16 protein-coding genes and 1 pseudogene are annotated in these 14011 nt (G+C 60.8%); 5 read left to right on the plus strand and 12 right to left on the minus strand.

All coding sequences use genetic code 11. From position 1 onward, the window contains the following. Positions 1 to 64: 64 nt before the first annotated feature. Genes ACM6I6_RS07535 through ACM6I6_RS07545 form a run of 3 tightly spaced genes read right to left on the minus strand, consistent with a single transcriptional unit; the run spans position 65 to position 3457 of the window. On the minus strand, positions 65 to 970 hold the full coding sequence (locus tag ACM6I6_RS07535) for an acyltransferase (RefSeq protein ID WP_323626020.1): 906 nt from the start codon (positions 968 to 970) through the stop codon (positions 65 to 67). Next, on the minus strand, positions 971 to 3070 hold the full coding sequence (gene pta / locus ACM6I6_RS07540; protein WP_046820534.1) for a phosphate acetyltransferase: 2100 nt from the start codon (positions 3068 to 3070) through the stop codon (positions 971 to 973). Positions 3071 to 3130: 60 nt separating this feature from the next. Then, positions 3131 to 3457 (minus strand): DUF3565 domain-containing protein, encoded by a 327-nt coding sequence (locus ACM6I6_RS07545; RefSeq protein ID WP_274073995.1) that lies wholly within the window; start codon positions 3455 to 3457, stop codon positions 3131 to 3133. Here ACM6I6_RS07545 and ACM6I6_RS07550 point away from each other — a divergent pair. The 4 genes and pseudogenes from ACM6I6_RS07550 to ACM6I6_RS07565 all read left to right on the plus strand — a co-directional run bounded on the left by ACM6I6_RS07550 (position 3426) and on the right by ACM6I6_RS07565 (position 5837). Further along, on the plus strand, positions 3426 to 3911 hold the full coding sequence (locus ACM6I6_RS07550) for an FKBP-type peptidyl-prolyl cis-trans isomerase (protein ID WP_008054392.1): 486 nt from the start codon (positions 3426 to 3428) through the stop codon (positions 3909 to 3911). The genes ACM6I6_RS07545 and ACM6I6_RS07550 overlap by 32 nt on opposite strands. A gap of 122 nt (positions 3912 to 4033) precedes the next feature. Continuing rightward, the gene (locus tag ACM6I6_RS07555) at positions 4034 to 4516 is read left to right on the plus strand and encodes a glutathione peroxidase (RefSeq protein ID WP_274073994.1); all 483 of its coding nucleotides are present in this window, start codon (positions 4034 to 4036) and stop codon (positions 4514 to 4516) included. A gap of 31 nt (positions 4517 to 4547) precedes the next feature. After that, positions 4548 to 4631 (plus strand): annotated as a pseudogene (locus ACM6I6_RS07560) (YqgE/AlgH family protein); the annotation flags it as partial. 102 nt (positions 4632 to 4733) lie between these two features. Further along, positions 4734 to 5837 carry an NADH:flavin oxidoreductase gene (locus ACM6I6_RS07565; protein WP_408599741.1) on the plus strand — a complete coding sequence of 368 codons (1104 nt, stop codon included), beginning with the start codon at positions 4734 to 4736 and terminating at the stop codon, positions 5835 to 5837. 117 nt (positions 5838 to 5954) lie between these two features. Here the strand turns inward: ACM6I6_RS07565 and ACM6I6_RS07570 are convergent, their stop codons facing one another. Then, positions 5955 to 7154 carry a glycosyltransferase family 4 protein gene (locus tag ACM6I6_RS07570; RefSeq protein ID WP_414919685.1) on the minus strand — a complete coding sequence of 400 codons (1200 nt, stop codon included), beginning with the start codon at positions 7152 to 7154 and terminating at the stop codon, positions 5955 to 5957. Between the two features lie 40 nt (positions 7155 to 7194). Next, on the minus strand, positions 7195 to 7947 hold the full coding sequence (gene cysZ, locus ACM6I6_RS07575) for a sulfate transporter CysZ (RefSeq protein WP_323605572.1): 753 nt from the start codon (positions 7945 to 7947) through the stop codon (positions 7195 to 7197). Between the two features lie 313 nt (positions 7948 to 8260). Here cysZ and trxB point away from each other — a divergent pair, with 313 nt between their 5' ends. Further along, positions 8261 to 9217: a thioredoxin-disulfide reductase gene (gene trxB, locus ACM6I6_RS07580; protein ID WP_274073990.1), complete on the plus strand. Its 957-nt coding sequence runs from the start codon at positions 8261 to 8263 to the stop codon at positions 9215 to 9217. Between the two features lie 188 nt (positions 9218 to 9405). On the opposite strand, the gene ACM6I6_RS07585 is transcribed toward trxB, so the two are convergent. The 7 genes from ACM6I6_RS07585 to ACM6I6_RS07615 form a co-directional block, all read right to left on the minus strand. Continuing rightward, positions 9406 to 10656, minus strand: coding sequence for an aspartate aminotransferase family protein (locus ACM6I6_RS07585; protein ID WP_274073989.1), 1251 nt, complete (start codon positions 10654 to 10656; stop codon positions 9406 to 9408). Positions 10657 to 10880: 224 nt separating this feature from the next. Next, on the minus strand, positions 10881 to 11219 hold the full coding sequence (locus tag ACM6I6_RS07590) for a HopJ type III effector protein (protein WP_323605575.1): 339 nt from the start codon (positions 11217 to 11219) through the stop codon (positions 10881 to 10883). Further along, positions 11212 to 11508 carry a DUF1244 domain-containing protein gene (locus tag ACM6I6_RS07595; protein WP_414919686.1) on the minus strand — a complete coding sequence of 99 codons (297 nt, stop codon included), beginning with the start codon at positions 11506 to 11508 and terminating at the stop codon, positions 11212 to 11214. Before ACM6I6_RS07595 ends, ACM6I6_RS07590 begins: the two co-directional genes overlap by 8 nt. 96 nt (positions 11509 to 11604) lie before the next feature. Next, on the minus strand, positions 11605 to 11976 hold the full coding sequence (gene folX / locus ACM6I6_RS07600; protein WP_008054404.1) for a dihydroneopterin triphosphate 2'-epimerase: 372 nt from the start codon (positions 11974 to 11976) through the stop codon (positions 11605 to 11607). Positions 11977 to 11978: 2 nt separating this feature from the next. Next, entirely contained in the window at positions 11979 to 12554 is a 576-nt protein-coding gene (folE, locus tag ACM6I6_RS07605; RefSeq protein ID WP_274073987.1) for a GTP cyclohydrolase I FolE, read from the minus strand. A gap of 19 nt (positions 12555 to 12573) precedes the next feature. Further along, complete coding sequence (gene folM, locus ACM6I6_RS07610) at positions 12574 to 13284, minus strand: dihydromonapterin reductase (protein WP_414919687.1); 711 nt, start codon at positions 13282 to 13284, stop codon at positions 12574 to 12576. A gap of 60 nt (positions 13285 to 13344) precedes the next feature. Next, positions 13345 to 13914 carry an antibiotic biosynthesis monooxygenase gene (locus ACM6I6_RS07615; protein WP_414919688.1) on the minus strand — a complete coding sequence of 190 codons (570 nt, stop codon included), beginning with the start codon at positions 13912 to 13914 and terminating at the stop codon, positions 13345 to 13347. Between the last annotated feature and the right edge of the window lie 97 nt (positions 13915 to 14011).

Here is a 14011-nt window from a genome sequence, read left to right on the forward strand (position 1 = left end):
AATCAGTCAACAGATCTGCTGAATGTGAAACCGCTATCGCCAGCAGGCTAGCTCCCACAGGAGATCAGTGTCGGTTCGGATATTCGTGGTGCATCTGCCCCAGGAGCACATCCTTGTCTTCCCACAACTGGTTGATCCAGCCTTGGAACTGCAACCGATACTCACCATCCTGGTCATAGTTCTTGCCAATGAACTGCGGCGGAATCTTCAGCTCCTCAAAGTGCACCACCACATCCGTCACATTCCCGCACAACAAATCCCAAAAACCGGGACGCCCGGCCGGGTAGTGGATGGTCACGTTGACGATGGATTCCAGTTGCTCACCCATCGCGTCCAGCACGAACGCAATGCCACCAGCCTTGGGTTTGAGCAAATAACGGAACGGCGATTTCTGCTGGGCATGCTTGCCTTCGGTGAAGCGCGTGCCCTCGACGAAATTGAAGATGCCCACCGGGTTATCGCGAAATTTCGCGCAGGTCTTGCGCGTGGTTTCCAGGTCCTTGCCTTTCTTCTCAGGGTGCTTTTCCAGATAGGCCTTGGAGTAGCGCTTCATGAACGGAAAGCCCAGCGCCCACCACGCCAGGCCAATCACCGGTACCCAGATCAGCTCTTGCTTGAGAAAGAACTTCAGCGGCTGGATACGCCGATTGAGCACGTATTGCAGCACGAGGATGTCGACCCAGCTCTGGTGGTTGCTGGTGACCAGGTACGAGTGCTGATAGTCGAGGCCCTGCAGGCCGCTGACGTGCCAGCGGGTGCGCCGGACCAGGTTCATCCAGCCCTTGTTGACGCTGATCCAGGCCTCATGGGTATGGCTCATCAGCCATTGGGCAATGCGTTGGGTGAGCGCGAACGGCAACACCTTGAACAGCGCCACACAGAACAGGAACGAGCACAGCAAAATCGTGTTCAACGCCAACAGCAGCGCGGCGATTACTCCGCGTAAGAACGCGGGCAGGAAATCCAGCATTTACACATCCATAGGTCGGTTGGCAGCTTGAATCGCCGTCAGGGCGATGGTGTAGACGATGTCGTCGACCTGCGCGCCGCGCGGCAAATCGTTCACCGGTTTGCGCAGGCCTTGCAGCATCGGCCCGAGGCTGACGCAGTCGGCGCTGCGCTGCACGGCTTTGTGCGTGGTGTTGCCGGTGTTCAGGTCGGGGAACACGAACACCGTGGCGCGACCGGCCACCTGGCTGTTCGGCGCCAGTTGCCGGGCCACGGTTTCGTTGGCGGCGGCGTCATACTGCAATGGACCGTCGATCAGCAGCGAGTGTTGCTGTTCATGGGCGAGCAATGTCGCTTCGCGTACCTTCTCGACTTCCTCGCCGCTGGCCGACTCACCGCTGGAATAGCTGATCATCGCCACCCGCGGGGTGATGCCGAACGCGGCCGCCGAGTCGGCGCTTTGCAGGGCAATCTCGGCCAGTTCGCTGGCGCTCGGGTGCGGGTTCATCACGCAGTCGCCGTAGACCAGCACTTCTTCGGGAAACAGCATGAAGAACACCGACGACACCAGGGTGCAGCCCGGCGCGGTCTTGATCAGCTGCAGGGCCGGGCGAATGGTATTGGCGGTGGAGTGAATGACCCCGGACACCAGGCCGTCCACTTCATCCAGCGCCAGCATCATGGTGCCGATCACCACGGTGTCTTCCAGCTGCTGCTCGGCCATCGGTGCGTTGAGGCTTTTGCTTTTGCGCAGGGCCACCATCGGCTCGATGTAGCGCTCGCGGATCAGGTCCGGGTCGAGGATTTCCAGGCCTGGCGGCAGCTCGATGCCTTGGGCGCGGGCCACGGCTTCGACGTCTGCCGGTTTAGCCAGCAGCACGCAACGGGCAATGCCACGGGCCTGGCAGATGGCGGCGGCCTGGACGGTCAGCGGTTCGCTGCCTTCCGGCAGGACGATGCGCTTGTTGGCGGACTGGGCGCGCTGGATCAATTGGTAACGGAACACTGCTGGGGACAGGCGCATCTCCCGTGGCGTGCCACAGCGCTGGTGCAGCCAGTTGGCGTCGAGGTGGCTGGCGACGAAATCGGTGATGATCTCCGCGCGCTCGCGGTCGTCGATCGGGATTTCCTTGTTCAGGCCATTGAGCTGGTTGGCGGTGTCGTAGGAGCCGGTGCTCACTGACAACACCGGCAAGCCCGCCTGCAGGGCGCCACGGCACAGGTCCATGATGCGAGGGTCGGGCAGGGTATCACTGGTCAGCAACAGGCCGGCCAGGGGCACGCCATTCATGGCCGCAAGGCTCACGGCGAGGATGATGTCGTCACGATCGCCGGGGGTCACCACCAGTACGCCGGGCTTGAGCAGCTCCACGGTGTTGCGCATGGTGCGCGCGCAAATGATGATCTTGGTCATGCGCCGGGTTTCGTAATCGCCGGCGTTGAGCACCTGGGCGCCCATCAGGTCCGCCACGTCTCGCGTGCGCGGCGCATTCAGCTCCGGCTGGTACGGGATGCAACCAAGCAGACGGAAGTCGCCACTGCGCAACAGCGGCGAGTGTTCGTTCAGGCGTGCGGCGAAGGCTTCCATGCTTTCGTCGGTCTTGACCTTGTTGAGGATCACGCCGAGGACTTTCGGGTCCTTGGGGCCGCCGAACAATTGCGCCTGCAGTTCGACGCGACCGGACAGTTCGGTCAGTACTTCGTTTTCCGGTGCCGAAACCAGGATCACTTCGGCATCGAGGCTCTTGGCCAGGTGCAGGTTGACCCGCGCGGCATAGCTGGCGCTGCGGGTCGGGACCATGCCCTCGACGATCAACACGTCCTTTCCGATGGCGGCCTGCTGATAAAGGGTGATGATTTCTTCGAGCAGCTCATCGAGCTGGCCATCGCCAAGCATGCGCTCGACATGGGCCAGGCCCAAGGGTTGCGGCGGCTTCAGGCCGTGGGTGCGCGCCACCAGTTCGGTGGAGCGCTCGGGTCCGGTGTCGCCCGGATGGGGCTGGGCAATCGGCTTGAAAAAGCCGACCTTGAGGCCGGCCCGCTCGAGGGTGCGTACCAGCCCGAGGCTGATGGAGGTCAGGCCCACGCCAAAATCGGTGGGTGCGATAAAAAAAGTTTGCATGCGGATTCTCTAGAGGTGCATGGCAGTGGTGATCATCTATATCTGACGATCTACCGAAATTCAGTCGCCAAGGTTATCGCTAACCGAGCCCTGTGCGCACCAACCGCAGTCAAAGCGCTGGCCTATTTTTTCAAGGCGTTGCGCAGGGTCCAGGACCCAGGCCCGGGATTGCCAGGGTGGCTGGTGCCGCAGGTGCTGGGTGTGGCCGCAGGAAAGCTCGACCACCCAGTGGCCGTCTTCGTCCTGATGAAAGCCCGTGATCGTCGAATCCCGTCTGTCCGGGTTGTGTTCGCTTTCGGGCGATTGCTTCGCTAAACTGGGTCTTTCAATATTCTTATGCAAAAGGTCTCGCCCCATGCTGATCGCCGCCAATAAGGCTGTCTCCATCGACTATACCCTGACCAACGACGCTGGTGAGGTCATCGACAGCTCAGCCGGCGGCGCGCCGCTGGTCTACCTGCAAGGCGCAGGCAACATCATCCCGGGCCTGGAAAAAGCCCTGGAAGGCAAAGCAGTCGGCGACGAGCTGACCGTGGCCGTTGAACCGGAAGATGCCTACGGCGAGTACGCTGCCGAACTGGTCAGCACCCTGAGCCGCAGCATGTTCGAAGGCGTTGATGAGCTGGAAGTGGGCATGCAGTTCCACGCTTCCGCTCCGGACGGCCAGATGCAGATCGTGACCATCCGCGATCTGGACGGCGACGACGTCACCGTAGACGGCAACCACCCGTTGGCTGGTCAGCGCCTGAACTTCCAGGTCAAGATCATCAACATCCGTGATGCCAGCCAGGAAGAAATCGCCCATGGTCACGTCCATGGCGAAGGTGGCCATCACCACTGATTTCTGCGCTAAGCTCAGATAGCTGGAGAGGCGCCCCGAGGGCGCCTTTTTAGTCTGCGGCTGTTCCAGGCGACACCACCAAGTGGCTGTTTCGAGAAGAACACGGGAATCTGGAGTACGTCATGAGTGCTTTTCACGAACTTAATTTGACAGCCCTGGATGGTCAGGCGCTCCCTCTGGCCCCTTTCAAGGGGCACGTCGTGCTGGTGGTCAACGTGGCCTCCAAATGCGGCTTGACCCCGCAGTACGCGGCGCTGGAAAACCTCTACCAGCAATACAAAGGCAAGGGTTTCAGCGTGCTGGGCCTGCCGTGCAACCAGTTTGCCGGGCAGGAACCAGGTACCGAGCAGGAAATAAAGGACTTCTGCAACCTCAACTATGGCGTGACCTTTCCGTTGTCCAGCAAGCTGGAAGTCAACGGTCACGAGCGTCATCAGTTGTACAAGCTGCTGGCGGGCGAGGGCGCGGAGTTCCCCGGCGACATTACCTGGAACTTCGAGAAATTCCTGCTGGGTAAAGACGGTCGTGTGCTGGCGCGGTTCTCGCCACGTACGGCGCCGGATGATCCGAGTGTGGTTCAGGCGATCGAAAAAGCCCTGGCCTGATACCCCCCCTGTAGGAGCGAGCTTGCTCGCGATGGTCGTTAACGATAACGCTGCCAGCCTGACACCCCGCAGCGTTCTCAGGTTCATCGCGAGCAAGCTCGCTCCTACAGTGTTCCCTCCTTCTGACCCTTAATCACGCTGATCAATAATGCTGTTCAAGGCGTCGGACTCTCCATATTATCGCCGTCATAAAGTCATTCTTCCGTGGAGCGTCCAAATGCCCGTTAAAGCCCTGTTCAAACCGTTCCACCTCGGCAGCCTCGAATTGCCGACCCGTGTGGTCATGGCGCCGATGACCCGTTCGTTTTCGCCGGGCGGCGTACCCAATTCCAAAGTGATCGAGTACTACCGTCGTCGCGCCGCCGCCGGCGTGGGCTTGATCATCACCGAAGGCACCACAGTCGGGCACAAGGCTTCGAACGGCTACCCGAACGTTCCGCATTTCTACGGTGAAGCGGCCCTGGCCGGCTGGAAGAAAGTTGTCGATGCGGTTCACGCCGAGGGCGGCAAGATCGTTCCGCAACTGTGGCATGTCGGCAGCGTGCGTCGCATCGGCACCGAGCCGGACGCCAGCGTGCCAGGTTACGGTCCATCGGAAAAAGTGAAGGACGGCCAGGTCGTGGTTCACGGCATGACCAAGCAGGACATTCAGGACGTGATTGCCGCGTTCGCCCAAGCGGCGAAGGATGCCCAGAGCATTGGCATGGACGGCGTGGAAATCCACGGTGCCCACGGTTACCTGGTCGACCAGTTCTTCTGGGAAGGCAGCAACCAGCGCTCCGACGAATACGGCGGCAGCCTGGCCAACCGCTCGCGTTTCGCCATCGAATTGATCCAGGCGGTACGTGCCGCGGTTGGCGAAGGCTTCCCGATCATCTTCCGCTTCTCCCAGTGGAAGCAGCAGGACTACACCGCGCGCCTGGTGCAGACGCCAGAGGCCTTGGGCGATTTCCTCAAGCCCTTGGCCGACGCTGGCGTGGATATTTTCCACTGCTCGACACGCCGTTTCTGGGAGCCGGAGTTCGACGGTTCCGAACTGAACCTGGCAGGCTGGACGCGCAAACTCACCGGCAAGCCGACCATCACCGTGGGCAGCGTTGGCCTGGATGGCGAGTTCCTGCAGTTCATGGTCAACACCGACAAGGTAGCGCAGCCGGCCAGCCTGGAAAAACTGCTGGAGCGTCTGAATAACGACGAGTTCGATCTGGTGGCGGTGGGGCGTGCGCTGTTGGTGGACCCGGACTGGGCGCAGAAAGTGCGTGACGGTCGCGAGGAAGACATCCTGCCGTTCAGCCGTGAAGCGTTGATGACGCTGGTTTAAGTCGAGTCCGTAAGGGCCCCATCGCCAGCAGGCTGGCTCCCACATGGTTTCTGTGGTGTACACAGAACCTGTGGGAGCCAGCCTGCTGGCGATGACTGACCCAATGTCACCCTAGGCTCAGGGCAAGGTCGGTGCATTCGGCACCACCACCTCCCCAACACAAGCCCCTCGCAACTGCCCCTCGAACTGTTCAATGATCGCCGCCCAACCCTGGCGACTCGCATGCTGGCGCGCATTGAGCCGCAGACAACGCAAGTTTTCGCGCTTCTCCAGCAACCACACCGCGGCATCGCAAAACGCCTCCTCATCCCCCGGCATCGCCAGCACACCGTTGTAGCCATGGCGAATATGCTGCGCCGCTGCTGCCTGGTCGTAAGCCACCACCCCCAGCCCCGAGGCCAGCGCCTCAAGCACTACATTGCCGAAGGTTTCGGTCAGGCTCGGAAACACAAACACATCCCCCGACGCATAATGACTGGCCAGGGCTTCGCCTCGTTGTGCCCCACAGAAAATCGCTTCCGGTAATTCGCTTTCCATCTGCAGACGCTGCGGGCCATCGCCCACCACAATCAGCTTCAAGGTGCGCTGTGGATAAGTAACCTTGAGCGTGTCGAAACAGCGTTTGAGCAACCCGAGGTTTTTCTCCGCAGCCAACCGTCCTACATGGATGACGGCGATGTCTTTTTCCCCCAGCCCCCATTGATCTCGCAGCGCATTCAAGCGTTTGGCCGGGTGAAACAACTGGCTGTCGACCCCGCGGGACAGCAACGCCAGGCGCTCGAAATGCCGACGTTCCAGCTCCATGCGCTGGCTGACACTGGGCACCAGCGTCAGGTTCGAGCGATTGTGGAACCAGCGCAAATAGTGGGTCAGCAGGCGAGACAGCAAGCTGAAGCCGTACTGGCTGGAGTACTGCTGGAAGTTGGTGTGAAAGCCGCTGACCACCGAGATGCCCAGGCGTCGTGCGGCGCGCAAGGCCGACAGGCCGAGCGGTCCTTCGGTGGCGATATACAGCACATCCGGGCGATGGCGCTTCCAGCGCCGCAGCAGCTTGTGCATCGACGACTGCCCCCATTGCAGCCCGGGATAGCCCGGCAGTGGCCAGCCTCGGCACAGCAGCAACTCATCGTCGCTGCTCGCCGATTGATCGCAACCCTGGCGAGGTCGCACCAGTTCCACCTGATGCCCGCGCGCGCGCAAACCGTCGCACAGGCGCCCAAGGGTGTTGGCCACGCCATTGATTTCCGGGGGGAAGGTTTCGGTGATCAGGGTGATATGCAGAGCTGTCGTCATGACCTCAGTGTGGCCTGAGGCCATGTCGGCATTGTGACGACAGGATGATGGATTTGTGACCGACTCAGCGCTGGGTCACCAGATTCTCCGCCCCACGCTCACGCACCCAGAACAAGGTCGCGCCGGCCACGGCCGCCGGCATCATCAGGATGTTCACCACCGGAATCAGCAGCACCAGGTAGACGATGCCGCCAAAGCTCATGCTCTGCCAGCGCTTCTGGCGCAGCCAGGCGAGCATCTCGTTCCAGCCCAGCTTGTGGTTGTCCGCCGGGTAGTCGATGTACTGGATCGCCATCATCCACACCCCGAACAGCAGCCACAGCGGCGCCGCAATGATGTTCACCACCGGGATGAACGACAGGATGAACAGCCCGAGCGCCCGGGGCAGGAAGTAACCGAGCTTGCGCATTTCCCGGGCCAGGGTGCGCGGGATCATGGCGATCAGCTCGCCCCAGCTGAAGGCCGGGAAGTCGTCGGTGCCGCGCACCACCACCTCGACCTTTTCCGCCAGGAAGCCGTTGAACGGCGCGGCGATAACGTTGGCGAGCATGGTGAAGGTGAAGAACACCATCAACACCACCAGCACCACGAACAACGGCCACAGCACATAGTTGAGGAAGCTTAGCCAGTCGGGCAGGGATGGCATCAGCGTATCGACCCACAGGCTGAACTGATGGCCGGCCAGATAGATCAATCCGACGAACAGCACCAGGTTGATCACCAGTGGCAGTAATACAAAAAGGCGCAGGCTGGGGCTGAGCACCAGTTTCAGGCCTTCACGCAGGTATTGCGGGCCGGACAGTACAGGGGCGGGCATAGGGTGCTCCGAACAAAGGAAAACGCGCCGACCTTACCGGCTTTGCCTGACCGGCGAAAGCGCGACAGCGACATCGACATTAACTGTAACAAAGGCGTCCCGATCATCACTCAGTAGGGATAGAGACCACCTATGAGCTGGATTGTTAAACGGTATTTCCTTAATCTTCGCCCCCTCGATACGCTGCACCCAACTTTTTACAGGACTGTCGAGTTCAAGCCTTCCCCAAGTGCTTTCAATGGTCCTTTTTTATTCCCGCCGGTCATCCGGCGTTCCGCGCCAGGTATTCCGGGCCGGTCAACAGGAGCAGGTCATGTCTGAAGTCCGTCATTCGCGAGTGATTATTCTCGGTTCCGGCCCTGCCGGTTACAGCGCCGCCGTCTATGCCGCCCGTGCCAACCTCAAGCCACTCTTGATCACCGGCATGCAGGCCGGCGGTCAATTGACCACCACCACCGAAGTCGACAACTGGCCGGGCGACGTCCATGGCCTGACCGGCCCGGCGCTGATGGAGCGGATGCGCGAGCACGCCGAGCGCTTTGAAACCGAGATCGTGTTCGATCACATCAATGCCGTGGATTTCGCTGCCAAGCCGTACACCCTGACCGGCGACAGCGCGACCTACACCTGCGACGCCCTGATCATCGCCACCGGCGCCAGCGCTCGTTACCTGGGCCTGCCATCGGAAGAAGCATTCATGGGCAAAGGCGTTTCGGCCTGCGCGACCTGCGACGGTTTCTTCTACCGCAACAAGCCAGTGGCCGTGGTCGGTGGCGGCAACACCGCTGTCGAAGAGGCACTGTACCTGGCCAACATCGCCAGCACCGTGACCCTGATCCACCGTCGCGAAACCTTCCGCGCCGAGAAGATCCTGATCGACAAGCTCAATGCCCGCGTGGCTGAAGGCAAGATCATCCTGAAGTTGAACGCGAACCTGGACGAAGTCCTGGGCGACAACATGGGCGTGACCGGTGCCCGCCTGAAGAACAACGACGGCAGCTTCGACGAGATCAAAGTCGACGGCGTGTTCATCGCCATCGGCCACACCCCGAACACTTCGTTGTTCGAAGGCCAGTTGACCCTGAAAGACGGTTACCTGGTGGTGCATGGCGGCCGTGACGGCAACGCCACTGCGACCAACCTCGAAGGCATCTTCGCCGCCGGCGACGTGGCCGACCACGTCTACCGCCAGGCGATCACCTCCGCTGGCGCCGGTTGCATGGCGGCACTGGATGCCGAGCGTTACCTGGACAATCTGCAGAACGCTTGATTCTGCGTTGGTAAAAAAACCGGCTTCGGCCGGTTTTTTTCTGTCTGCAATTCATGCCTGAATGCTATCCCCTGTGGGAGCGGGCTTGCTCGCGAAGGCGGTGTGACAGTTGATATAGATGTTGCCTGACACGACGCCTTCGTCGGAACGCCGCCCGGACCAAGCCCGCTCCCACATTGGTTTTGTGTTCAGGTCAGTTTGGTGAGGCACGCCTCAAGGATGTCCAGGCCTTCCTCCAGCACCGAAGATTCGGTGGTCAATGGCGCCAGCAAGCGAATGATGTGGCGCGACTTGCCGCTGGGCATCAGCAACAAACCGGCGTCCCGCGCCAGGGCCAGCAGTTGCGTCAACTGAGCTGAAGCCGGTGTGCCGTCAGCGTTGGCCAGTTCAATGCCGCGCATCGCTCCAACGCCGGTCAGGCGGCCAAGGAACGGTGACAGATTACGATCGCGCCAGCTTTCGTAGCGACTGACAATCGCTTCTTCCTGTTGCGAACCCCAGGCCTGCAGATTGGCGTCAGTCATTTCGTCCAGGGTCGCCAGCGCAGCAGCGCAAGCGATAGGGTTGCCGGAATAGGTGCCGCCGAGCCCGCCCTTGGGCAAGTTATCCAGCAGCGCCTTGCGCCCGACCACCGCACCCAGCGGCACGCCGCCGGCGATGCTCTTGCCCAGCAGGATCAGGTCCGGTTCGATGCCCAGTCGCGAGAATGCAAAGCGCTGGCCAGTGCGGCCGAAGCCGGACTGGATTTCATCGGCAATCAGCACAATGCCTTTTTCGTCGCAGAACTTGCGCAATGCCTGGGCGAACTCGACATCCATGGCCAGGAAGCCCGCTTCGCCCTGCACCGGTTCGACGATGAAGCAGGCCACGTCCGCAACATCGATCTCGACGCTGAACAGGCGCTCCATGGCTTTCAGGGCCTCGGCACAGGTCACGCCGTTGTCCCGGCTGGGGAACGGCAGGTGATACACCGGCCCGGGCAACACCCCGACTTTCTGTTTGTAGGGCGCCACCTTGCCGTTGAGGTTGAGGGTGGCCAGCGTTCTGCCGTGGAATGCCCCATCAAAGGCAATCACGCCCGTACGCCCGGTCGCGCCACGGACGATCTTCAGCGCATTCTCCGCCGCTTCGGCGCCACTGTTGGTGAGCATGCCGCTGACCGGGTAATCGACCGGGATAAAGGCGCTGAGGCGGTCCATCAGGTCGATGTAGGGCGTATGGGGCGCGGCGTTGAAGGCGTAGTGGGTCAGTCGGGTGGCCTGTTCGCGGATGGCATCGACGATGCGCGGATGGCAATGGCCGAGGTTCAACACGCCGATGCCGCCGACGAAGTCGATGTAGCGCTTGCCATCGGTGTCCCAGACCTCGGCGTTTTTGCCGTGGCTGAGGGTGACAGGGTGAACGATGTTGATCGACTGGCTGATTGTTTCACTGCGCATGGGGGACCGGCTCGGAAGAAGGAGGACTTCTTTTTATCTAAGCCGTGAGCAGCGGTGGCGGGCAAACGAAATAAAGTGAGCGGGTTAATCTTAAAAGTCGGGATGTGTTGAACATTCCAAAAACAGACGCAGAACCTGTAGGAGCTGGCTTGCCAGCGAAGGGACCCTTGAATTTTGCATCACCCCTCAGGACGCCTTCGCCGGCAAGCCGGCTCCTACAAGGATCAGCGGCGGGTCAGGGGCTGCTGGGTGAATTTCACCCCGGCCAGGCCATGCACCATCAACGCACGAATATTGCCGTGATCGCTGCCCTCGGGCGTCGCCAGCACCGAACGGTAATGCTCGCCGAACGCCAGCAGTGCTTCGTCATCGCTCAGGCCTTCCAGCAATGCAAGGCCCAGGGTCTTGCACGAGCCTTCGTTCTGCCCGGCGGCGTTTTCCACGCCGCCATTATTGAAGGCCTGGGGCTGGTAGTCGTAACCGGCGGCAATGAATGCCAGGGTGTCGGCGAAGACGTGTTCGCCGCTCTTGAGGCTGGCGCGCAGGGTGTTCAAATCACTCATTGGGTTTTCCTTTGGCGAACGCCGCTTGTTGTTCGGCGCTGGCTTCTTGCTGAAATTTGGCTTTCCACTCGGCGTACGGCATGCCGTAGACCACTTCGCGGGCGTCATCGAGGCTGACCTCGATCTGGCGCTCGTCGGCCGCGGCCTTGTACCACTTGGACAGGCAGTTGCGGCAGAAACCGGAAAGGTTCATCAGGTCGATGTTCTGCACATCCTTGCGGCTGTCCAGGTGGGCCACCAGCCGGCGGAAGGCGGCGGCTTCGAGCTCAAGGCGTTCTTGATCGGTCATGGGGGGCTCTGTGAGACAGCTTCAAGCGGCAAGCTTCAAGCTGCAAGATGGTTGGCGGTGAGGTGAAGTTTACAGCTTGCGGCTTGAAGCTTGAAGCTAGCGGCTCGCTGCAAGCGTTATCGACACCGACTCGGCGAATCGCAGGGCGTGGGGCTTGTCGACTTCGACTTCGGCGTACAGCACCGACTCGTTGGCCATGACCAGGTCCAGCAACTCCTGGGTCAGGCGTTCGAGCAGGGCGAAGCGATTGCCTTCCACGTGGGCGATGATCGCCTTGGTGATGGTGCGGTAGTTCAGCGCGTGATCGATATCGTTGTCGCGCACCGCTTCCTGGGCTGCGTACAGAATGGTGAGGTTGATCAGCACATCCTGCTTGTTGAGGATTTCATCCTCGTTGATGCCGATGTAGGTGCGCAGGCACAGGTCCTTGACCCGGATGCGCGCCATGCCTGGTTGAAGTTGTGGCATTGCTACTTGCTCCGTCCAATCAATTGCAGGAACTCCTGGCGGGTGTTGCTCGACTCGCGAAAGGCGCCGAGCATCACCGAGGTGTTCATGGTCGAATTCTGTTTTTCGACGCCGCGCATCATCATGCACATGTGCTGCGCTTCGATGACCACGGCGACGCCGGCCGCGCCGGTCACCTGTTGCACGGCGTCGGCGATTTGCCGGGTGAGGTTTTCCTGGATCTGCAGGCGACGGGCGAACATGTCCACCAGCCGCGCAATCTTCGACAGCCCCAGCACCTTGCCCGTTGGAATATAAGCCACATGCGCCTTGCCGATGAAGGGCAGCATGTGATGTTCGCACAGCGAATACAGCTCGATGTTGTCGACGATCACCATTTCATCGTTGTCGGACGCGAACAAGGCGCCGTTGATGATTTCCTCGACACTTTGCTCGTAACCATGACACAGGTACTGCATGGCTTTGGCCGCGCGCAGCGGCGTATCACGCAGGCCTTCGCGATCTGGGTTCTCTCCGAGCCCGATGAGGATCTCGCGATAACTCTGTGACAGGCGATTATGGGGTAGCGAAAGCGTCATGGAAGTTCCTCAGGGACACTTATTTGATGTGCCTTCCGCCGTTGACGGTCAGGGTGGTGCCGGTGACATAAGGGTTGTCGAGCAGATAACGCAGGCTCTGATAGATCACTTCGCTGCCAGGTTCGATGCCCAGCGCGGATTTGGCCAGTGCCTTGGCGCGATAGGCCGCATCATCGTCGGGATTGAACAGTAGCAGGGCGGGGGCGATTCCGTTGACCTTGATGCCGGGCGCATATTTGGCGGCGAAGGACAGGGTCAGGCTGTCGAGCCCGGCTTTGCTGGCGCAGTAGCCGATGTGCTTGCTGCTGCCCTTGCGGGTCACGTCATCGCTGATGTGTACGATGTCGGCGGGGCTCGAGCGTTCGAGCAGTTCGGCGCAATGCAGGTTGATCAGGTAAGGCGCCAGCATGTGCACGCTGAACATGCGGCCGAATGCCGTGGCATCGGTGTCCGGTGTTTCGGCCAGCCATTCGGAGGCGTTGTGGATTATCGCTCGCAGGCTGTCGGTATGGGTTTTCAGTTCACTGATGAAGGAGACGATCCCGGCTTCGCTGGAGAAGTCCGCGAACAGCCCGATCGCCCCCAGGTCACGCAAGGTTTGCACGCCGGGACGTTCACTGCGGTAACTGAAAATCACCCGATGACCGTCTTCGAGCAAGCGCTGCGCGCAATGCAGGCCGACACGTTGGCCGGCACCGGTGATGAGAATGGGGGCTGCGGTAGAGGTCATGAACGGCTCGCATCGCGGTAAGAGCAAAACTATACCAGCGACGCGGGCGGTCTACCTATTTCAGCGGTTCTGGGTGGACGGTCGAACAGGCAACGGTCGTGCAGATGTGCCATTCAACCAATTGGCCAACAAACGGGTCGACAACGGAATGAAGAAATAGACCATCAACGGCGTCAGGCACAGGGTGCTGATCAGCACGCGAGGCAACAGCGTCATCTCACTCAGCAACGGCCCAAGTACAAAATTGAACAACAGCGACACCGGAAAAAACGCCAGCCAGATCGCGACAGCCTGTTTCCAGCGCGGCGGGCGTTGTCCTGCCGCGCCGAACCAGCCTTCGATGCCACTGACCCGATGTTCCTTCGGGTGAGCGAACAGATCGCTGCCACGGGCCAGCCAGGCGGTACGCGAAGCCGAGAGCTCCCAGGCGTGCAGCGTCGGCTCGTCGGCGAAACGGAAGATGATCTGGAATTCGTTATCGTCGGGCGGCGGAGCGAGCACGCCGGAGCCCAGGTAACCGGGGAAGTCGGTGGCCAGTTGTTCGCCTTCGCGCAACCAGACCATCAGGTCCTGATAACGCCCATCGGCGACGCGGCGCGCCACCATCAGCGTGACGGGGGAGGTAGACATCATGTATCTCCGTAAACAAATGCGTCGCTCCGGGTAGGAGTTTCGCCAGGCGCAGCGCCGGGGTGGTGGGCTGCATCTTGGGACAAGCAAAAATTAT

This window comes from Pseudomonas sp. IT-P218 (assembly GCF_949767605.1).
Lineage (GTDB): Bacteria > Pseudomonadota > Gammaproteobacteria > Pseudomonadales > Pseudomonadaceae > Aquipseudomonas > Aquipseudomonas putida_AE.